The sequence below is a fragment of the Acinetobacter sp. YH12120 genome, assembly GCF_013418795.1.
Lineage (GTDB): Bacteria > Pseudomonadota > Gammaproteobacteria > Pseudomonadales > Moraxellaceae > Acinetobacter > Acinetobacter towneri.
This window is the reverse complement of the sequence record NZ_VPBI01000004.1, coordinates 23786-44896: the sequence shown is the minus strand read 5'-3', so window position 1 is coordinate 44896 and position 21111 is coordinate 23786. Positions and strand designations below refer to the sequence as shown.

Genomic DNA, 21111 nt, shown 5'->3' with positions numbered 1-21111 from the left:
ACTTTATGCTACAATACGCGCCAATCTTAGCACGGCTTAAAAGCCCTAAATTAATAGGACCTCGCTAATGTTTGCCAATATTTCTATTGCCGAATTTGATCCAGAATTAGCTCAAGCGATCACCAATGAAGATGCGCGCCAAGAAGCTCATATTGAGTTAATTGCTTCTGAAAACTACTGCTCACCTGCAGTAATGGAAGCTCAAGGTTCAAAACTTACCAATAAATATGCAGAAGGCTACCCAGGCAAACGCTACTACGGCGGTTGCGAATACGTAGATATTATTGAACAATTGGCGATTGACCGTGCTAAAGAACTCTTTGGTGCAGATTATGCTAACGTTCAACCACACGCTGGTTCACAAGCAAACTCTGCAGTTTACTTAGCTTTACTTAACCCAGGCGACACTGTGTTAGGTATGAGCTTGGCACATGGTGGTCACTTGACTCATGGTGCAAAAGTAAGCTTCTCAGGTAAAACATATAACGCTATCCAATATGGTTTAAACCCAGAAACTGGCGAAATTGATTACGAAGAAGTTGAGCGTTTAGCGCTTGAACACAAACCACGCATGATTGTTGCGGGTTTCTCTGCGTATAGCCAAATTGTAGATTGGCAGCGTTTCCGCGACATCGCAGACAAAATTGGTGCTTATTTATTTGTAGATATGGCACACGTAGCAGGTCTAGTGGCTGCAGGTGTTTATCCAAACCCTGTGCAAATTGCTGACGTAACGACTACTACTACACACAAAACATTGCGTGGTCCACGTTCTGGTCTAATTCTTGCGAAAGCAAACGAAGAGATCGAGAAAAAATTACAATCTGCTGTGTTCCCTGGTAACCAAGGTGGTCCATTGGTACACGCAGTTGCAGCAAAAGCAATTTGTTTTAAAGAAGCAATGGCGCCTGAATACAAAGCGTATCAACAACAAGTTGTTAAAAATGCGCAAGCGATGGCTGAAGTTCTTATTGAACGTGGTTATGATGTAGTATCTGGTGGTACGAAAAACCACTTGTTCTTGCTTTCTTTAATCAAGCAAGATATTACAGGTAAAGATGCAGATGCATGGTTAGGTGCTGCGCACATTACTGTAAACAAAAACTCTGTACCGAACGATCCACGTTCTCCATTTGTAACTTCTGGTATCCGTATTGGTACTCCAGCAGTAACTACACGTGGTTTTGGTGAAGCAGAAGTGCGTGATCTTGCAGGTTGGATTGCAGACATTCTTGACAGCAAAGGTGACGAAGCTGTAATTAATACTGTAAAAGCAAAAGTTGAAGCTGTTTGCGCGAAATTCCCAGTTTACGCAAAATAAGCACAGCCTTGAGAAAAGCCCCTCAAGGGGGCTTTTTTTATGGATATAAAAAATTGATTTTTCGTTCAATAAGCTGAATTTCTGTTATAACTTAAGCGTATTGAATATGATTGTAGGCAAGCTGATGATGACAGTATTGTCGGAATGACAGGAATAAAAGTAAATGATTAGACCAAAGATTATTATTTCAGAACAAGATTTGCACCGTTTGGAAACGATGCTTGAGCATCAACCTAAATTGACGCCAACGATGCAACATCTAGAAGATGAATTGGCACGTGCTGAAGTGGTTGCGCCACAAGATGTACCGAATAATGTGGTGAGCATGAATGCCCGCGCATTGATTACCATTGCACCTGCAAAAGAACCGACTGAAATTACCTTGGTTTATCCGCATGACTTTAAAGGTGAGAAAGGGCAGGTGAATGTGGTTGCACCTGTGGGGACTGCCATTTTAGGTTTAGCTGAAGGTCAGGAAATTGAATGGCCACAGCCAGATGGTCATATGATGAAAGTCAAAATTGAGAAAATTTTGTATCAGCCAGAGCGTGAAGGCGATTATTTATAATCTGCTTATCATCCTGCGTTTGGAACATTGAAAGCCATGTTGATCATGGCTTTTTTATGCACTGATGTTTTGAATCAGGCATTTTATGATTAATGTTATGCGAATCTATTAAAACGCATTTAAGCAGATCGAAATAAAAAATTGCAAAATATTACATGACCTTAGCCGAAAAACACGTACTATAAAATCATGTAAAGAGGGTTGTGATGGTCTATGGCTCAGTTTGAAGTGTTACTGCCTTTGCAAGAGATTACGGTGGATCGTGCTGAGCTTTTGGCGATTCAACGCAATGATTTAGTACCGTTGTTGAATGATCAATATCGTCTAAATCATTATGCAGATCAGGTGATTCAAGCGCAGTCAGTTTTATTGGATGGGGTAGATCCACATTTAACCCAGCAATTGAGTGTGACCATTGAGCAATTGATTCAGGCGCTTGGCAAATCTAAAAAAGTGTTAAAGCAACGTAAGTTTAATGCGCTGCAAAAGTGGCTAGGCATAGATTTGGAATATGGCGCGGGGCAAGTGCAATATTATAAAAACCTAGATCATTTGTTAGGGCAAGCAGACCGTTTGAGTCAAAAGCTGCAAATTGAAATTCAGAAATCACAATCACGTTTTCAGCAGTTGGTTGGTTTGCGTGAGCAAATGGCGAAATATATTCAAGCTGCCGATGAATTTTTATTGGAATATCCACGATTTGTGCGCAATCAACATCCTTTGGATAATTTTAGCGAACGGCTGGCCAAGAAAATTTATAGTTTAAAGACTTTGCAAAGTAGCAATGATATTGCGATTACTCAAATGCAACTTTCACAGCAACTCTCTTTTAGTTTGTTAGATCGCTTTAAAGAAGCGCAGCAGGTACTCATTCCTGCATGGCAATATCATGTCAAACAAAGTCAGCAAAGTGGCTCACACAGTCAGCTAGAAAAGCTGGATCAAAGTCGTGAGCATTTAATAAAGACGTTAAGAAAATCCTTAGAAAAACCTGCGCAATCATAAGGCTCGGTTTTGATTAGATAGAGGCGAAATATGACAACTTCTGAACAACGCAACATCGCTGTGCAAGTGAGTGATGAACAGACTCAGCAACAATTTCAGCAACTCAATTTGCAGGAAATTGGCTTACAGGCTGATGACTTTCAGGAGGTGCTGGCTGCACGTAAAGAATTGAGCGATCTTAGCCATCATTCGGTTGCAGAATATGGCAAAAATATCGCCACTAAAACGTCAAGTTATACCGATGAGCTTTTAGGTTTGGTGCAAAATAAGGATTTGGATGTCACAGGGCAAAAGCTGAATCAGGTGGTGCAGGTTGCACAGCAGTTAAATACCAACAGTATTTTAAATCCAAACAAAAGCAGTGGCTTTTTGGGTGGTTTATTCAATAAGTTAAAAGGCGCTAAACAAAGTTTTGATCAAAACTTTAACAGCACCAAAGCGCAAATTGATAGTCTGGTCACAGAAATTGAAAGCTCACAAAATGGTTTAAAAAACCGTGTAGATACACTGGATAAAATGTTTCATGGTGTGCAAGATGAATATAAACAATTGGGGATTTATATTGCAGCAGGTAAGTTAAAACAGCAGGAAATTCAGCAGCAAATTTCTGAATTTTCCGCGCAGCCGCAGGATCAGACCACGACTCAAAAAATTTATGATCTCAATCATCTTGCTAATAATTTAGAAAAGCGGGTGAGTGATTTGCAGGTGTTGCAACAATCTGCCATGCAAACTTTGCCGATGATTCGGATTATCCAGTCCAATAATTTAATGTTGGTCGATAAATTTTATGCGATTAAAAACATTACCTTACCTGCGTGGAAAAACCAGATTAGTTTGGCGATTTCTTTAAATGAGCAGAAAAACAGTGTGCAACTGGCCAACAGTATTGATGATGCCACCAATGAATTGCTGCGCCGTAATGCAGATTTATTGCATCAAAACTCGGTTGATACTGCCAAAGCCAATCAGCGTTCGGTGATTGATATTGAAACCCTTGAACACGTACAAAATACCCTCATTAAAACAGTGAACGATGTGATCCAGGTACAAAAAGAAGGCATGCAAAAACGTGCAGAAGCGACTACGCGTTTGCGAGCCTTACAGGAGAATCTGAATCAATTGGTGATTGGTTCAAGTCAACAGTCTGGTCAATAAATGCATTTTGACAATGACTTCATTTAATCTGAAATTTACCTGATAAGGAGTCGGATTTGCCCCCACTTGATGAATATGCCATTCAGCCACAGCAGCTAAAAACAGGTGTTGTGGCATTACAGCAGCGTCAAAAAAAGCTCAGTTTTTTGGCTGTGCTGTCTATGACGGTGGTGCTTATATCGGCAATTGGCTTTTTTATTCAGCAAGATGTGATTTATAGCTTCTTTGGTTTAAGCACTGAAGTTCAGCAATTACACATGCCTGCAAGTGTCGATGCGACTTTGGCAAATTTAGGGCAGCAACCTGATTATTTTTTCAGTTTGTTGAACTGGTTGGGTTGGTTGATTTTAAAACTGTCGGTGTCATTTATTGGTGCATTCGTTCTAGTTCATCTACTCAAGAAAATTCGTTTTTTTTATATTCGCTTTCAGTCCTTTGTTTTGAAATTTGTAGCTTGGTTGCTGAGTTTTATTTTACTTTGGTCGGCATTGAGTTATGTTCAGCATGACCGACAAGATGATACGCAGCAGGTATATGCCAAAATTGTGCATTATGAAAAGCACATTCAAGAAAGTGAATTGGCGCGTTATTTACAAAATGCAGAAATGGCAGCGCCTGTTAAAGCCTATTTGTTGGCGCAAACGGCATTGATGCATCATCCTGCAGATAAAGATGCAGCCATTCCGCAAGTGTTGACCTTGGTCAAAGCAGAGCAGCAAGATCCGCAATTTTTACATTATGGATTTAAACCTGAACAATTATGGACGATGCAGCAGCAAGTTTATGGCAAAGCTTTAACGCCTATGGCGCAAAGCGTACATAAGCAAGTGCAGCAAGCACAGCAATTAAATACGCTGGTTTATTATATGAATCTCGCGGTTATGGCGCTTATGTTAATACTGTCTGCGGTACTCTGGTTTTTATCGCGACATTTACAGCAGCGTATTCTGCGGATTCAACAACAACTTGAATAAAAAATGATTAGGCTCAATTGCTTAAGGCAGACATTCAGTTTTTATGTTAATGTCTAAATTGAATAGCTTTAGGTATTTTAAATGAAATAGTAAGCTTGAAACTCACTATCATTTAAAAAAACGATCATAAATATAAAAATAAACCGTTTCCCCTATGTAACTATTTTTCGTAAGATGACATCAACAAATAAATTTACTCCCTTGGAGACGTTAGCCATGTTAGACCAAAATACTTCTACACAACTTAAAACTTTATTAGAACGTCTTGAAAGCCCAATCGAGCTTGTCGCGACTTTAGATGGTTCTGATAAATCTGCCAAAATTAAAGAATTGGTTGAAGAAATTGCAGCACTTTCGCCACAAGTTACTGCACGTTTTGACGGTAACAACGCACGTGCACCAAGTTTTGGGATTGCAAAAGTAGGTGAGCAACCGCGCGTATTCTTCGCAGGTTTACCAATGGGGCACGAGTTCACTTCATTAATTTTGGCTTTATTGCAAACTTCTGGTTATGCACCAAAAGTATCGGATGAAGTATTAACGCAAATCAAAGAATTGAATCTTTCATCTCACTTTGATGTGTTTGTATCGTTGAGCTGCCACAACTGTCCAGATGTAGTACAAGCTTTGAACCTCATTGCGATTTACAACCCTGGCACAACAGCAACCATGATTGATGGTGCATTCTTCCAAGAAGAAGTTGAGCAGCGCAAAATTATGGCTGTGCCGATGGTATTCCAAGATGGCAACCACATTGGTCAAGGTCGTATGACTTTGGAAGAAATTGTAGCTAAATTAGATACAGATTCTGCGAGCAAAGATGCAGCGAAACTGAATGCCAAAGAGGCGTTTGATGTCTTGGTAATTGGTGGCGGCCCTGCAGGGAATACATCTGCAATCTATGCAGCACGTAAAGGTATTCGTACAGGTATTGTGGCTGAGCGGATGGGCGGTCAGGTGATGGATACCATGGATATTGAAAACTTCACTTCTATCCAAAAAACACAAGGTCCAAAGTTTGCGGCAGAAATGGAAGCGCATGTGCGTGAATACGATGTCGATATTATGAATCTACAAAAAGTATCTGCCATTAAAGGTGCTGATGAAACTGCCAATGGTTTGGTCGAAGTGACTTTGGAAAATGGCGCAACACTTGAATCGAAAACGGTGATCTTGTCTACAGGTGCACGTTGGAGAGAGATGAATGTACCTGGTGAAGCAGAATACCGTACCCGCGGCGTGGCATACTGCCCACACTGTGATGGCCCGTTGTTTAAAGGCAAACGTGTTGCAGTGATTGGTGGTGGTAACTCAGGTGTAGAAGCAGCGATTGACCTTGCAGGGATTGTAGAGCATGTGACTTTGGTAGAGTTTGATACTAAATTACGTGCAGACCAAGTCTTGCAAAACAAATTGAACAGCTTGCCAAATACTACTGTAATTACCAATGCATTATCGACTGAAGTAATTGGTGATGGCGCACAAGTGACTGCGTTGAAATATAAAGACCGTGCGACAGATGTTGAGCATACTGTTGAACTTGCAGGAATTTTCGTACAAATTGGTTTATTACCAAATACGGACTTCTTAAAAGAGTCAAAAGTAGAGCTGACGAATCGTGGTGAGATTGTGATTAATGAGCGCAACGAAACCAATGTAAAAGGTGTATTTGCGGCAGGTGACTGTACAACTGTACCGTACAAGCAAATCATTATTGCAACAGGTGAAGGCGCGAAAGCATCACTTTCAGCATTCGACTACATCATCCGTTCAGGTCAATAAGTCTGAACGAATACATCTGAATACGCGGATTAACCATCCTTAAATTGTATTCGCTAAAAAGATAGCGCCTGAGTTCCCCAATACTCAGGCGCTATGTTCAGTAAAGTGCTTTATCGCACAGTATTAAAAGTTTATTTATTCTATTTTTGGTTTTAAGAACTGAGTCGGCTAACAACTCAGTTCTTTTTTTATTTTTTAGCATCCAGTTTGATTTACTGTAGTTGGATTTATCTCAGTCTAATTAGCCTTATTATTTTGTCCAAATAAATTCAGCTGATTAAACTTGTCCTGCAGTTGCTCTTTGGTTTCGACATGCTCAGGATGCGGAATAATACATTCAATTGGGCAGACTGAAACGCAGGTTTGATAGTCATAAAACCCAACACATTCTGTGCAACGCGCCACATCAATTTCATACACCTTTTCACCCTCATAAATTGCTTCATTCGGGCATTCGGGTAAGCACATATCGCAATTGATGCATTGGTCGGTAATCAGGAGTGCCATCGCAATACTCGCTTAGTTTATTGCCACTTAGTTGGCTTGATAAGCCAACGATGAGGCAGAAATATCTGCAGTCGAATTTGGTAAGTTGCGAATCAGCAGGGCATAACGCATATCGACATCTGCAGGTATAGGGATTTCTACAATATGCCCTGAACCTTTGGCATCTTCAATCAGATTGCCTTTTTTATCTTTAATTTCAGTTAAAGTGAAATAGATATTGCCTTGTGGCGTCATCAATTCTAAAGAATCGCCCACTACAAAACGGTTTTTTACATCAATTTTAATGTAGTCACCATTGCGTTCTAAGACTTCACCACAAAATTGCTGATGATCAAAACTTGATGAACCTGTTTCGTAGTTTTGGTATTCGCTGTGCACATGACGACGCAAGAAACCTTCGGTATAACCACGGTTAGCTAGGCCTTCTAATTGAGTCATTAATGCAGGGTCAAATGGTTTGCCTGCAAGTGCATCATCAATGGCTTTACGGTAAATTTGTGCAGTACGTGCGCAGTAGAAATAAGATTTGGTGCGACCTTCAATTTTTAGTGAATGGATGCCCATTTTAGTTAAACGGTCAACGTGCTGCACTGCACGTAAATCTTTAGAATTCATAAAGTAAGTGCCGTGTTCATCTTCTTCGGCAGCAAACATATCTTCGTCATTACGTTGTAATAACACAGGCTCGTTAAATTGATGCTGTGCCTGCATGTGTTGTTCATCTGCATCGGCAGTTTCAGAAAGATTTTTGACAGGAATTACGTCACCTGTTTCATCTTCTTTTGCATCGTGAATTTTATATTCCCAACGGCAGGCATTGGTACATGCGCCTTGGTTGGCATCACGTTTATTCATATAGCCTGAAAGCATGCAACGACCTGAATAGGCCATGCACAGCGCACCATGCACAAATACTTCAATTTCCATGCCAGGCACGTTGTTTTTAATTTCTTCAATTTCATCAATCGACAATTCACGCGAAAGAATGACACGGGTTAAACCCATATTTTGCCAGAATTTCACCGTTGCCCAGTTCACCGCATTGGCTTGTACCGATAAATGTACAGGCATGTCGGGGAAATTTTCACGCACCATCATAATCAGACCTGGGTCAGACATGATCAGCGCATCGGGTTGCATGGCAACCACAGGTTCTAGGTCACGAATAAAGTTTTTGAGTTTGCTGTTATGCGGTTGGATGTTCACCACCACATAAAACTTTTTGCCTAATTTATGTGCTTCTTGAATGCCAATGGCTAAGTTTTCATGATCAAATTCGTTATTACGCACGCGCAAACTGTAACGCGGCTGACCTGCATAGACTGCATCTGCACCATAAGCAAAGGCATAGCGCATGTTTTTTAAAGAACCAGCAGGAGAGAGAAGTTCGGTGACGTGGGAAATGGTCATGATCAAAAAGCAATAGCAGAAATATGGCTTTATTGTATGAATCTAAATTTAGGATTCAACCTAGTAAATAGCTCGGGATTCAGAAGAAAACTTGTGCTGAAACGCTGGGGCTAATCTTGATATAGAAAATTCCTCATCCTGAGCTATACAAAACGCACGAGAAGGGACTTTCAATACCAATTTGACAGATTGCTTATAATCAATTTCTGATGGATGAAAGCGTGTTAACGTACACGTTGCCCATGTTTATCAATCACCACTTCACCATCTTCTTTGCTGAAGCTTTTTAATTGTGGTTGAGTGAGCAAGTCTAAGACCAGTTCAGAAGGGCGGCACAGTTTCACACCTAACTCGGTCACGACAAATGGACGATTAATTAAAATCGGATGCTCGACCATCAATGCAATTAATTCCGCATCGCTGTGTGAGCTACCTTCAAGTTGCAACTGTTCGTATGGTTCTACATTTTTGCGGATTGCATCGCGCACGCTTAAACCTGCTTGTTGAATCATGCTAGTAAGTTCAGCTTGTGTAGGTGGGGTTTTTAAATATTCAATAATTTCAGGTTCTTGTCCTGTATTACGAATTAATTCTAAAGTATTGCGTGACGTTCCACAGGCAGGGTTATGAAAAATTTTGATGGTGTTGCTCATGCGTAGTGACTCGTTTTAGGTCGATAAAATTTCAATATTGCATTTATATATGGATATGCGTATATTCGCAATAGTTAATATTGAAGTGCAGATAAAAAATGAATCAAACTGATTTTTTTAAATGTTTGTCAGACCCAACCCGACTGGACATTCTGAAATTGGTGATGGCTCAACACAATATTTGTGTATGCGAATTGACAGAACAATTGCAGTTAAATCAACCGAAAATATCACGTCATTTGGCGTTGTTACGGAATTTATCTATTTTGCTAGATCAACGTCAGGGGCAGTGGGTGTATTACCGTTTGAACTCAGATTTACCCGAATGGGCGTTTGCTGTTTTAAATATTATCGCGCAGCAAGATGTCAGCCCGATGAAGCACATCAACCCTACAATTGCAACACATTGCGAGTAAGCACATGGCACAGTCCAAACTTTCTTTTTTAGATCGTAATCTGACCTTATGGATTTTTATTGCCATGGGGCTAGGTGTTGCGATTGGCGTGGTATTTCCTGCAGTATCGGCAAGCTTAGATCAAATGAGTGTGGGAACAGTCAATCTTCCCATTGCGATTGGTTTGATTTTGATGATGTATCCACCATTGGCAAAAGTCGATTACGCAGCTTTGCCAGAAGTGTTTAAAGACCGCCGAACCTTGTTGTTGTCTTTGGTACAAAACTGGTTGATTGCTCCGTGTTTGATGTTCGCTTTGGCGATTATTTTCTTGCAAAACTATCCTGAATATATGACAGGTTTGATTTTAATTGGTCTGGCACGCTGTATCGCGATGGTCTTGGTCTGGAACAACTTGGCTTGTGGTGATAACCAATACGTGGCTGCATTAGTTGCGTTTAACAGTATTTTTCAGATTGTATTCTTTAGTACTTATGCATGGCTGTTTCTGAGTTTCTTGCCGCCGTATTTTGGCGTGGCAGGACAAGTGATTGATGTTGGTTTTTGGACAATCACCCAAGCTGTTTTAATCTATTTGGGTATTCCTTTTTTGATGGGCTTTTTAACACGCTTGATTTTAGTGAAAAGCAAAGGCTTAGATTGGTATCAAACGTCTTTTTTACCCAAAATTAGCCCATTTAGTCTGTTGGCATTGCTATTTACCATTGTGGCGATGTTCGCACTAAAAGGCGCAGAAGTACTGAGCTTGCCGATGGATGTTTTACGCATTTCCATTCCATTGATTATTTACTTCGTTGCCATGTTCTTTATTAGCTTCTTTATGAGCAAATGGATGGGCAATGATTATCCACGGACGACCGCCATTTCCTTTACCGCAGCAGGGAATAATTTTGAATTAGCACTTGCTGTTGCCATTGCAACGTTTGGCTTGGCTTCTCCCGTTGCATTTACCACGATTATTGGCCCTTTGGTTGAAGTGCCTGTGTTGATTGCTTTGGTGAGTGTGTCTTTATGGCTGCGTAAAAAGTTTTATCAAAATGAGTCGATTGTCAGTTCAAAGTAATTTTCTTCATTTTGAGGTTTAAGATAAAAACATGGGCATGCGTTGCCCATTTTAGTTTTAAGAGTATGCAGCATGGTATTACCCAATATTGATTTAGATTTATTGCCTACACCAAGTTTTGAACAGGTGCAGGCAAAGCCGTTGAACCATCCGCCACGTATTTTATTGATGTACTGTTCAAACCGTGAGCGTTCTTATAGTCGTTTGGCGGTACAGGAAGCGGGCAGAATTTTGGAGCACTTTGGCGCTGAGGTAAAAATTTTCCATCCCAAAGGTTTGCCTTTACCTGAAGATGGCGATGCTTCACATCCCAAAGTTCAAGAGCTGCATGAATTGTTGGCGTGGGCAGAAGGTATGGTTTGGTGTAGCCCAGAACGTCATGGTTCAATGAGTTCGATTTTCAAAGCACAAATTGACTGGATTCCGCTTGCCGCGGGCGCAATTCGTGCCACACAAGGTAAAACGCTTGCTTTAATGCAAGTGTGTGGCGGGTCGCAGTCATTTAACAGCGTCAATCAATTGCGTATTTTAGGACGTTGGATGGCGGATGATCACCATTCCCAATCAGTCTTCTATTCCTAAAGCCTTTTTAGAGTTTGAGGAAGATGGCCGCATGAAAGCGTCTAGCTATTACGACCGTATTGTCGATGTGATGGAAGAGTTATATAAATTTACTTTGCTGACTCGCGGGCAAGCAGCATATTTGGTAGATCGTTATTCTGAACGTGTGGAAACTGCCGAGCAGCTATCGAAGCGTGTTAATCAGAAGTGTTTATAATCCAATTTTAGATACGTAAATACTGCATTACAAAAGGCTTAGAGAGCGATTATTCGGCTTCAAGTCGCTTTAAAATCTGACAATCATCAATGGTTGTTTGCGTGGTGCAGGCTTGTCTAAGTTGCTGAAGTTGTAGCTGAAAATGCTGCAACTCGGCAATTTTATCTTCTACATGCCTTAAATGTTCATCAATCAATTCATTCACAGCGCAGCAGTTTTGTTTCGGCTGTTTTTCTAATTCAATTAAGGCTTCAATTTCTTTTAAGTTCATATCTAAAGCACGGCAACGCTTAATAAAAATCAAACGCTTGAGTGCCTCATCGTTGTAATAGCGATAATTATTTTCGGCACGAAAGCTTGGGGTGAGTAAGTGTTTCTTTTCATAAAAACGAATTGTATCTGTGCTGACTCCAACTTTTTTAGCTAATTCATGAATTAAATATTGTGCCATACTTGACCTTGGACTAAGTCTATAGTTTTAAATGAGCATAATCGAAACAGTTTCATTTTGAAAGAAGGTGTGTCTATGGCATGTACGTGTAGTCATGAACCTGCGCCAATCAAACCGAATAGTAAATTTAGAACCGCGTTATGGATTGCATTGGTGATCAATCTCAGCATGTTTTTTATCGAGTTGATAGGTGGTGCCTATGCCCATTCATCATCCCTATGGGCAGATTCACTGGATTTCTTTGGAGATGCTGTCAATTACGGGATTTCACTTGCGGTGTTAAGTGCAAGTTTGTATTGGCGTGCTACTGTGGCTTTGGTCAAAGGCATCACGATGGCCTTGTTTGGTGTGGTGGTGATGGGCAAGGTTATCTATGCCTATATACAGGGTATTCCACCTGAAGCCATAACCATGGGTATTATTGGGATCATCGCCTTATTAGCCAATGTGGTTACTGCATTGATTTTATATGCATTTCGAGATGGTGATTCGAATATGAAATCGGTGTGGTTATGTAGCCGTAATGATGCGATTGGTAATTTCGCAGTTATTTTGGCGGCAGTGGGTGTATTTGGTACGGGTAGTTTGATTCCAGATCTTGTGGTAGCCGTGATTATGGCGAGTTTGGGCTTAACAGCGGGATATCATGTGATTCAGCAAGCTTTGGCTGAACGAAGAATGAATGTACCAGAATAAAGAATAAACGTAAAAAGCACTCCATCTGATTTGAGTGATTTAGATGGAGTGCTTTTAATTTTTTGTAGTCGCAATAATTTTAAAATTTGAAGTAAAAATAACGATAAGTTATTCCAAATTGCTATTTACAAAAAATAATATATAACTAAAATTAAAAATAAATTGATGTATTTAAAAATAATTTACACGATGAATAATATTTAATTTTTTTTAAATTGAGGGTTAAATGAAACTAATTAAATTATTTTCTATAGCAAGCCTGATTGCTTTGGCTGGCTGTAGTTCTAAAGTAGTGACTTATGATACTGCAGGGCAAGTGATTGGTTCATGTGTCGCTACACAGGGCTTTCTTTTGGGGGCTAAAGCTGTGTGTTATGGTGGTGCCAACATACAAGGCATTAACTATTCTAAAGTAGATGAGCGCACGGGTTTATTGCCAACCATACCAAATAATTCGCAGATTTCACTGCAACAAGACTAATTTTTTAGAGGGGTAATACAATGAAAATTTCTAGTTTAATCGCATTAACAGCGGCTATTTTGATGACAGGTTGTGCTTCAAAAGTGACAACTTATGATTCGAGTGGTCGTATGATTGGTTCATGTCAGGCAGAGCGTGGGTTTGTAATTGGTGGTGGTGCACACTGTGAAGGACGTGCTAACCAAGAAGGTCGCAGTGTACGTTAATTGATGCTAATGACAAAAAACCGAGCTATTTAGCTCGGTTTTTTAGATTCAACAGCTTTTATTTTTCAACGAAAGCACGTTCAATCACGTAATCGCCCAATTCACCCATACGTGGTGATTCTTTTAAACCATGTTGGTCAAGTAATGCTGCAACATCTTTTAAGAATGCAGGGCTACCACATAACATGGCACGGTCAGTTTCAGGGTTAAAACGTGGTAAACCAATTTTTTCAAAGATTTCACCCGATTCAATTGCCGTGGTCACACGTCCTTGGTTTGGATATTCTTCACGTGTAACGGTTGGGTAATATACCAGTTTTTCACGAATACCAAGTTCTTGGAAAAACTCGTGATTTGGTAATTCATTTAGAATTAAATCTTGATAAGCCAATTCAGAAATGAAACGTGTACCGTGAACCACAATCACTTTTTCAAAGCGTTCATAAGTTTCAGGGTCGCGGATGGTTGCCAAAAATGGAGCTAGACCTGTACCTGAAGAAAGTAAGTATAGGTTTTTACCAGGATTTAAATCATCCAGTACCAAAGTGCCTGTAGGTTTTTTAGAAACCAGCAATTCATCGCCCACTTTTACTTTTTGTAAAATAGACGTTAAAGGGCCATCAGGTACTTTAATTGAGAAGAATTCTAGCTCTTCTTCATAGTTAGCACTGGCAATCGAGTAAGCGCGCATTAAAGGCTTGCCATTTACTTCCAGACCAATCATCACAAATTGACCGTTTTTAAAACGTAGTGCGGTATCGCGAGTCGTTTTAAAACTGAATAAAGTGTCATTCCAGTGGTGTACGTGAGTAATCTTTTCGACGTTGAAAGCAGCCATTAAAGGTCTCAATAAATTATCAAATTAGAACAGCTTGCTATTCTAATCTAAAATCATTCTCTATAAACTGAATATATTTAATTGAGCTTATCAGAAAAAGTGATGAAGACTGATCTAAAAATGCCAATAATCGGATTTATGCACTCTCCCTACCGAGAAAAATTTGGTATTCCTCGTCAACCGAATCTGGTACAAGTCGAATCGTATATTGAAATGCAGGCGCCTTATAACGATGTGTTGGCATTTGAAGGGATCGAAGCGTTTAGTCATTTATGGTTAATCTGGCAATTTCACGACAATAAAAACCAAACCGATGCTCATCCAACCGTACAGAAACAGCAAAACCCCTGTTTTCGTGCACAAGTGCGTCCGCCACGTTTGGGTGGTAATCAAAAAATAGGTGTGTTTGCGACGCGCAGCATGTATCGACCTGCACCCATTGGTTTATCTGTAGTGCAATTTAAACAGGTCAAAAAAGTGGGTAAGTCACTGCGAGTTTATGTGACAGGAGCAGATTTGTTGCATGGCACGCCTATTTTGGATATTAAACCTTATATTCAATATTCAGATGCTGTGCCTGATGCACAAAGTGGTTATGCGCAAGATGAACCCATAAGAAAAACAGTGCTATGGATGGACACAGCAGAAGCGCAAAAAAATCAGTTACTCGGCTCAGGCGTATTGCAACCACAAATTGTGCAGGAATTGGAACAGGTCTTGTCTTTAGATCCACGACCTGCATATCAGGATGATGCTGAACGAATTTACACCATGAATTTTGCAGATTTTGATGTCAGTTTCCGTGTTGATCAGCACGCAGTACATATCCTAAAAATTGTTTTAATCGCTGTCGATTAAACCAGCATATATAAAATAGCCACCAACGCCAGCATGTGCAGAATTTGGGCAGGGGCGAAATACAGTGCAAAGCGCAAACCACCAATGAGCGCGGCATTGACGCATTTGGCAATCGCATGTGCCACCACACCTAAAATTAAGGCATACAAAAGTACCTGCTGGCTCGGTGGACCTTGCATCACCACGGTTGCAATTGCGGCATGAACCTCAAATAACGAGGCGAGCAGGGTACCAATGATTAAACCTGCATCCCCAAGGGTTTGTTCCAAGCCGTATACCATCGCTTGAATTGCGGTCAATGTCGCCACAATAATTGCGGCTTCTTTAAGGCTAAACATACGGGTATCGGTTTCTGGCTTTGCCGTTGCCGTACTTTTATGTTTTTTGAGCAACCAGACACCCGCTACAACCAAAATCGCGATTCCGACCAAACTTGGAATAATTAATAACTTAAACCAAATCAGATTGACACCCGCCACAATAATCAACATTTGCGCTAAAGTCGCCACGCAAGACATCAGCGCTGCACCTGCGTTGGCACGTGCTTCACCACGACCTGCGCGTACTTCCATGCCTAAACTGGCAATGGTTGCTGTGCTTGATACAAAACCTGAAGCAATCGCAGACAACATGAGGGCATTGCTGCTTGAGAGTAAGCGCTTAGCGATATGCGCTAAAGCCTGCACACTTAAAATTAAAATCAATAATTTTAAAATCACATAAGGATTAAGCACATTGCCCCATAGTGCAGTATTAGGCGTCAGTGGCAAGGCAATTAACACCAAAGCCAGTAAAAACAAGCCATCACGTAGTTCAGCTTCGGTAATCCACTGACTGACAATGCCATGCATGGTGTGCTTGGTCATGAGTAAACCTGTCAAAATAACCGATAAACCTGCTGCCAATGGAACATTCCATAAACACAATGCACCAATAAAATAGGTCATCACGAAGGCAAGTTCGGTGGTAGCGCCGGGGTCATCTTCCGTTTGATTTTTGAGAGAATATAAGCCAATTCCCCCAACAATCAACGCACCCACAATGGCAATGCTCGTGCCCAATAAGAAGCAAATGGCACCTAATAATGCGCAAATTCCAAAGGTACGTACGCCTGCAAAACGGTGATGTTGTCCATTTTTTTTACTGCGTTCACGCTCTAATCCAATCAGTAAGCCACAGCCAAGTGCTGCTGCAAACATGGTGAGCAGTTCGGGAAAATTGGTTGTAACCAAAGATGGAGGAGTCAGAAAATCCACAGCAACATTCCAAATACAAGGTGTTATTTTAAACATCATATATTTGAATTGTGTTTATCGCCATTTATGAATCTATTTTCACTCTAAAATTATGGCTTAATCGAACCATACAAGATTACTGTATTAAAGAAGTCATTCAGCCCTGAAAGCAAACTCTGCTATAGTAAACCCAGATTTTGGGGCATATAACAATGAATTTTAATTTTGAAATAGACAGTACTTGGTGCTTAGAACAATTAGTCAAAGATGGTAAAATTACCGAACGTGATCAGGCTTTGGTACAAACCACGCATCGTCAACGTGATCAATTAAAATGGCATCCGTTACAATGGATTGCCAACTTTAATTTGGTCGATCAAAGTCATCCCCAAACCACTTTAACTTTAAACCGTTTATGCCAATGGCTGGCTGATAAATCAGGCTTGCCATTCTATATTATTGATCCGTTAAAAGCCGATGTTGCCGCTTTAACTGCTGTGATGTCGCAGGAATTTGCGCTGCGTAACCGTATTTTAGCGGTGGAAGTGACTGCAGATGCGGTATTAATTGCGACAGATCAACCTTATAAAAAAGAATGGGTTGCCAACTTAGAACATAGTTTATTGCCCAAAAAAATTCAGCGGGTTTTACTCAGCCCAGATCAATTACAGCGCTATTTGATTGAATATTACCAAGTGAGTCGTGCAGTACATTCATCACAAAAATCTTCTGCACACGACCGTGAAAATAAAGGGGTCGAGGCTTTATTGCAATTGGGCGATACCCAAAACCCAGATGCCAATGATCAACATATTGTGAAGTTGGTGGATTGGGTGCTGCAATTTGCCTTTGAACAAGGCGCAAGTGATATTCACCTCGAACCACGTAAAGACACAGGCAAAGTACGTTTTCGTATTGATGGCGTGTTGCACACCATCTATAACATGCCTGCCAATACGCTTACCGCAGTCATCTCACGGATTAAAATTTTAGGGCGTATGAATGTAGCCGAAAAACGTAAACCGCAAGATGGACGTTTAAAAACCCGAACTCCAAAAGGACAAGAAACTGAACTGCGTTTATCGACCTTACCAACGGCGTTTGGCGAAAAACTGGTGATGCGTATTTTTGACCCAGAAGTATTGGTACGCAGTTTTCAGCAATTGGGTTTTGATAGTCGTTTGTTGAATGAATGGCATGCCCTGACTGCACATAGTCACGGCATTATTTTGGTTACAGGCCCTACAGGTTCGGGTAAAACCACCACGCTGTATTCATCGCTAAAGCAATTGGCTACCGATGAAGTCAATGTCTGCACCATTGAAGACCCGATTGAAATGTTAGAACCGAGTTTTAACCAAATGCAGGTGAATACTGCAATTGATTTAGGTTTTGCCGATGGTGTGCGTGCCTTAATGCGTCAAGACCCTGACATTATTATGGTCGGAGAAATTCGAGATCAGGATACCGCAAATATGGCGATTCAAGCGGCACTGACGGGGCATTTAGTTTTATCGACACTGCATACTAATGATGCGCCGTCAAGTTTGACTCGTTTGCATGATTTGGGCGTGCAGCCATTTTTGACTGCTGCCACAATTTTAGGCGTTTTGGCACAGCGTTTGGTGCGTAAGCTATGTCCGCATTGTAAGCAGGAAGGCTCAATAAATGAAAAAGACTGGGAACATTTGACCTTTGACTACATTATGGAAATGCCTGCACAAGTGTTTAAACCTGTCGGATGCGATGAATGTCGTCAAACGGGCTATAAAGGTCGGGTCGGAATTTATGAGTTTATGCCTTTAAGTTTAGACACCAAACAGCTCATCAGTGCCAATGCCAATTTAAATGAATTACGTCAGCAAGCTAAAAAAGAGGGCATTGAACCGTTGCGTATTGCAGGCGCACGCAAAGTTTTAGAAGGCATGACCACTTTAGAGGAAGTGTTGCGAGTCGTGCCATTAAATTAGCAGATTCAAACTTTTTACGATGAATTTTAAAAAATGGAAATCTTAAGATTCAGCTCATCTTGCTTTGTTTTAATCACCATAACGAAATGAGCAACACAAAAAGGTGAAGCAATGAAATTTACAATGAAAGCAATGTTGATGGCAGGTTTAATGGCAATGGCTTCAATCACCATGGCAAACGACAGCATTAACACCCAAGCACTACATCAAAATGTAACTGTAAAACAAGCTTTAAGCCTGAAAGATGACAGCAAAGTGCAGTTAAAAGGTTATGTGGTGAAATCTATTGGTGATGAAAAATATCAGTTCCGTGATAACACAGGCACTATTACGGTCGATATTGATGATGACTTATGGAATGGCAAAGCAGTTTCTGCCAAAACGCCTGTTACCTTAATTGGTGAAGTGGATATTGATCACAAGCCTACAAAACGTATTGAAATAGATGTGGATCAAGTTCGTTTCTAAATCTACGCTGTGTAAAACAGCATTAGTTGCTACACAAAACTGATTTCACTCAAAAACCACATACGCTGTAAGGTGTATGTGGTTTTATCATGTAAAGTATTTTGAAATCATAAAATTTTGAAGCATAAATAACAGAGGAAGATATGCGCTTACTCTTGGCTGAAGACGATGTATCACAAGCAGAAAGTATAAAAACTTGGCTGGAAATGGATGGTTATAATGTCGATTGGGTTGAACGTGGTGATCATGCCATTTTAGCGATTCAGCAGCATCATTATGATTGTGTGTTGTTAGACCGTGGGTTGCCTAAAAATAGCGGTGATGAAATTCTGCACGCTTTACGACAGCAGCAACAGGACACACCTGTTATTTTTATTACTGCGCGCGATAGTATTCAAGATCGGGTACAGGGACTTGATTTAGGTGCCAATGATTATTTGGTCAAACCGTTTAGCCTTGAAGAACTATCGGCGCGGGTACGCAGTCAGTTACGCAGTGCGCAAAGTCATCCGACACAGCAGCTTGAATTTGCCAACTTGGTTTTAGACACGCAAAGCAAACAAGTGAAAGTGGATGATCAACAGGTCAATTTAACGGCCAAGGAATTCCAGATTTTACATAAACTGATGCAAAACCCGCAGCATGTGGTGACTCGTGAACAGCTCGAAGAGTCTTTATATGCATGGGGCGATGAAATTGAAAGTAATGCGATTGAAGTATTTATTTATCAATTACGCAAAAAAATTGGCAGTAGCCGCATTAAAACCATCCGAGGTTTAGGCTATCGTATGCAGCAAGATAACTAATTCAGTTTGATCTCCGCATGTCTAAACAGGTCATTTCTTTACAGTCCAAACTGGTTAAAAGCTCCGTTTTAAGTTCGGTCTTGGCGGGTGGACTCGCCCTGATTTTATTATTGGCGGTTGCCAGTTATCAGACCATGCGCGTGCATGATGACATTATGGATGAAATAGCCGATATGTTGCTGCGAGCAGACTTGCGTGACCATGCAGGCAATCAGGTCGATGAGTTGAGTGAGCAATTTCATATTGCCTATCAATTGGGATTAGATGATCTGATTTTGACTACCTCTGAAGATGAACATGACATTTCTCAGCTTCACTTGTCTCAGCTTGCCGTGGTATCTGAGCATGGTTTTTCATTTCACTGGCAAGATGGACAAATTTGGCGCAGCTATGTGGCAGAGGAAGATGGCTTGCATGTGATTGTCGCGCAGCCGCTTAAATATCGCTTCAAGGAAATTGCTGCAACCAGTTTAGGTTATGCCGCTATTTTATTGCTGTTGTGGTTGCTGCAATGGGCCATTGTGCATTTTATGATTGGTCGTCAATTTAAGCGGATTCAGCAACTCTCCCAACAAATTGCAGAAAAAAATCAACATGATTTGACGCCAATTATCCCCACACAACCTGAATTGAAAGAACTGCAACCCATGCTGCAGCAATTGAATAAATTGTTGGGGCGAGTAGAGCAGTCTTTAATTGCAGAACAGCGATTTACAGCAGATGCTTCGCATGAATTACGCTCTCCTTTATCTGCCATTCAATTGCGTTTGCAGGTGCTAAAACGTAAATACCAACAACAACCTGAGTTGGCACAAGATTTAGAGCAAATTCAGCGTGATGTCAGTCGTGGTACACAAGTATTGGAAAATTTGCTGTTATTGGCACGTTTAGACCCGACAGATGCGGCATCGTTAAATAAAAGTGCGGTATCTATAGCAGACTTGGTGCAGGAAGTTTTACAAAGTCTGACGCCGTTTATTCAGGAAAAAGCCATTCAGATTCAGTCAGATATTCAACCGATACAAGTGCAAGGCAATCCTGAATTGCTATTTAGCTGCCTGCGCAACTTGATTGACAACGCAGTGCGTTATGCAGCACCTCAAGGACGTATTTGGATTGAAGCGAAACCGCATGAATTGATGCAGGAAATTTGCATCGCCGACAATGGTCATGCAGTGACTGATGACGTTTTGGCACGTTTGGGCGAACGCTTTTACCGTGCTTTAGGCAGTAAAGCTCAAGGTTCTGGTTTAGGACTGTCGATTTGTAAGAAAATTATAGAGTTGCATGCAGGAAAAATTGAATTTTCACGTGCTGAACAAGGTGGTTTAAAAGTGCGTATTTTGTTGCCTAAAGCCCAGTTGTAAATATGATTGGTTTTAGGAAGCAAGTTAAAATTAGACAAGTCAGAACTTAAAAGCAGTATGCGCTGATTCATACTGCTGTTTCCACGTTTATTATTGTGTT

General features: G+C 40.7%; 22 protein-coding genes and 1 pseudogene. 17 read left to right on the top strand and 6 right to left on the bottom strand.

Annotated elements, in window-relative coordinates:
- The first annotated feature begins 67 nt into the window (after window positions 1-67).
- The 6 genes from glyA (at window position 68) to ahpF (ending at window position 6808) form a co-directional block, all read left to right on the top strand.
- Complete coding sequence (glyA, locus tag FTU58_RS03855; protein WP_178318923.1) at window positions 68-1321, top strand: serine hydroxymethyltransferase; 1254 nt, start codon at window positions 68-70, stop codon at window positions 1319-1321.
- Window positions 1322-1484: 163 nt separating this feature from the next.
- Window positions 1485-1889 (top strand): nucleoside diphosphate kinase regulator, encoded by a 405-nt coding sequence (gene rnk / locus FTU58_RS03850; protein WP_004972920.1) that lies wholly within the window; start codon window positions 1485-1487, stop codon window positions 1887-1889.
- Window positions 1890-2102: 213 nt separating this feature from the next.
- A complete protein-coding gene (locus FTU58_RS03845; RefSeq protein WP_178318924.1) occupies window positions 2103-2894 on the top strand; it encodes a tellurium resistance protein in 792 nt (263 codons plus the stop codon).
- Between the two features lie 30 nt (window positions 2895-2924).
- Window positions 2925-4052, top strand: coding sequence for a toxic anion resistance protein (locus tag FTU58_RS03840; RefSeq protein WP_180062064.1), 1128 nt, complete (start codon window positions 2925-2927; stop codon window positions 4050-4052).
- Window positions 4053-4108: 56 nt separating this feature from the next.
- The gene (locus FTU58_RS03835) at window positions 4109-5026 is read left to right on the top strand and encodes a hypothetical protein (RefSeq protein WP_131261786.1); all 918 of its coding nucleotides are present in this window, start codon (window positions 4109-4111) and stop codon (window positions 5024-5026) included.
- 216 nt (window positions 5027-5242) lie between these two features.
- Window positions 5243-6808, top strand: a complete 1566-nt coding sequence (ahpF, locus tag FTU58_RS03830; protein WP_096901839.1) for an alkyl hydroperoxide reductase subunit F — start codon at window positions 5243-5245, stop codon at window positions 6806-6808.
- Between the two features lie 237 nt (window positions 6809-7045).
- Here the strand turns inward: ahpF and FTU58_RS03825 are convergent, their stop codons facing one another.
- The 3 genes from FTU58_RS03825 to arsC all read right to left on the bottom strand — a co-directional run bounded on the left by FTU58_RS03825 (window position 7046) and on the right by arsC (window position 9378).
- On the bottom strand, window positions 7046-7315 hold the full coding sequence (locus FTU58_RS03825) for a YfhL family 4Fe-4S dicluster ferredoxin (protein ID WP_178865851.1): 270 nt from the start codon (window positions 7313-7315) through the stop codon (window positions 7046-7048).
- 27 nt (window positions 7316-7342) lie between these two features.
- Window positions 7343-8725 (bottom strand): tRNA 5-hydroxyuridine modification protein YegQ, encoded by a 1383-nt coding sequence (yegQ, locus tag FTU58_RS03820; RefSeq protein WP_004972932.1) that lies wholly within the window; start codon window positions 8723-8725, stop codon window positions 7343-7345.
- 224 nt (window positions 8726-8949) lie between these two features.
- Window positions 8950-9378, bottom strand: a complete 429-nt coding sequence (gene arsC, locus FTU58_RS03815) for an arsenate reductase (glutaredoxin) (RefSeq protein WP_004972934.1) — start codon at window positions 9376-9378, stop codon at window positions 8950-8952.
- Window positions 9379-9476: 98 nt separating this feature from the next.
- Between arsC and FTU58_RS03810 the strand changes: the two genes are divergently transcribed.
- The 3 genes and pseudogenes from FTU58_RS03810 to arsH all read left to right on the top strand — a co-directional run bounded on the left by FTU58_RS03810 (window position 9477) and on the right by arsH (window position 11635).
- Window positions 9477-9794, top strand: a complete 318-nt coding sequence (locus FTU58_RS03810) for a metalloregulator ArsR/SmtB family transcription factor (RefSeq protein ID WP_180062063.1) — start codon at window positions 9477-9479, stop codon at window positions 9792-9794.
- Between the two features lie 4 nt (window positions 9795-9798).
- Window positions 9799-10857 carry an ACR3 family arsenite efflux transporter gene (gene arsB / locus FTU58_RS03805; RefSeq protein WP_004972938.1) on the top strand — a complete coding sequence of 353 codons (1059 nt, stop codon included), beginning with the start codon at window positions 9799-9801 and terminating at the stop codon, window positions 10855-10857.
- Window positions 10858-10929: 72 nt separating this feature from the next.
- Window positions 10930-11635 (top strand): annotated as a pseudogene (gene arsH, locus FTU58_RS03800) (arsenical resistance protein ArsH).
- Between the two features lie 49 nt (window positions 11636-11684).
- Here arsH and cadR read toward each other — a convergent pair.
- Complete coding sequence (cadR, locus tag FTU58_RS03795; protein ID WP_004972941.1) at window positions 11685-12086, bottom strand: Cd(II)/Pb(II)-responsive transcriptional regulator; 402 nt, start codon at window positions 12084-12086, stop codon at window positions 11685-11687.
- A 75-nt stretch (window positions 12087-12161) separates the two neighbouring features.
- On the opposite strand from cadR, the gene FTU58_RS03790 reads away from it, so the two are divergent.
- The 3 genes from FTU58_RS03790 (at window position 12162) to FTU58_RS03780 (ending at window position 13469) form a co-directional block, all read left to right on the top strand.
- Entirely contained in the window at window positions 12162-12782 is a 621-nt protein-coding gene (locus FTU58_RS03790; RefSeq protein WP_096901843.1) for a cation transporter, read from the top strand.
- 226 nt (window positions 12783-13008) lie between these two features.
- Window positions 13009-13263, top strand: coding sequence for a hypothetical protein (locus FTU58_RS03785; RefSeq protein ID WP_179991052.1), 255 nt, complete (start codon window positions 13009-13011; stop codon window positions 13261-13263).
- A gap of 20 nt (window positions 13264-13283) precedes the next feature.
- Entirely contained in the window at window positions 13284-13469 is a 186-nt protein-coding gene (locus tag FTU58_RS03780) for a hypothetical protein (RefSeq protein ID WP_004972947.1), read from the top strand.
- Between the two features lie 58 nt (window positions 13470-13527).
- Here FTU58_RS03780 and FTU58_RS03775 read toward each other — a convergent pair whose 3' ends face one another.
- Window positions 13528-14307 carry a ferredoxin--NADP reductase gene (locus FTU58_RS03775; RefSeq protein ID WP_004972950.1) on the bottom strand — a complete coding sequence of 260 codons (780 nt, stop codon included), beginning with the start codon at window positions 14305-14307 and terminating at the stop codon, window positions 13528-13530.
- Between the two features lie 102 nt (window positions 14308-14409).
- On the opposite strand from FTU58_RS03775, the gene tsaA reads away from it, so the two are divergent.
- Window positions 14410-15165 carry a tRNA (N6-threonylcarbamoyladenosine(37)-N6)-methyltransferase TrmO gene (gene tsaA, locus FTU58_RS03770; protein ID WP_035310989.1) on the top strand — a complete coding sequence of 252 codons (756 nt, stop codon included), beginning with the start codon at window positions 14410-14412 and terminating at the stop codon, window positions 15163-15165.
- Here the strand turns inward: tsaA and FTU58_RS03765 are convergent.
- Complete coding sequence (locus FTU58_RS03765; protein WP_180062150.1) at window positions 15162-16364, bottom strand: DUF4010 domain-containing protein; 1203 nt, start codon at window positions 16362-16364, stop codon at window positions 15162-15164. The two genes, tsaA and FTU58_RS03765, sit on opposite strands and share 4 nt — an antisense overlap.
- Window positions 16365-16612: 248 nt before the next feature.
- Between FTU58_RS03765 and FTU58_RS03760 the strand changes: the two genes are divergently transcribed.
- From FTU58_RS03760 to FTU58_RS03745, 4 genes are all read left to right on the top strand, one after another.
- Entirely contained in the window at window positions 16613-18370 is a 1758-nt protein-coding gene (locus FTU58_RS03760) for a GspE/PulE family protein (RefSeq protein WP_004972956.1), read from the top strand.
- A 111-nt stretch (window positions 18371-18481) separates the two neighbouring features.
- Complete coding sequence (locus FTU58_RS03755) at window positions 18482-18838, top strand: NirD/YgiW/YdeI family stress tolerance protein (protein WP_179988821.1); 357 nt, start codon at window positions 18482-18484, stop codon at window positions 18836-18838.
- A gap of 143 nt (window positions 18839-18981) precedes the next feature.
- A complete protein-coding gene (locus FTU58_RS03750; protein WP_004972960.1) occupies window positions 18982-19644 on the top strand; it encodes a response regulator transcription factor in 663 nt (220 codons plus the stop codon).
- 17 nt (window positions 19645-19661) lie between these two features.
- Window positions 19662-21011 carry a HAMP domain-containing sensor histidine kinase gene (locus tag FTU58_RS03745; RefSeq protein WP_131261781.1) on the top strand — a complete coding sequence of 450 codons (1350 nt, stop codon included), beginning with the start codon at window positions 19662-19664 and terminating at the stop codon, window positions 21009-21011.
- Window positions 21012-21111: the final 100 nt, after the last annotated feature.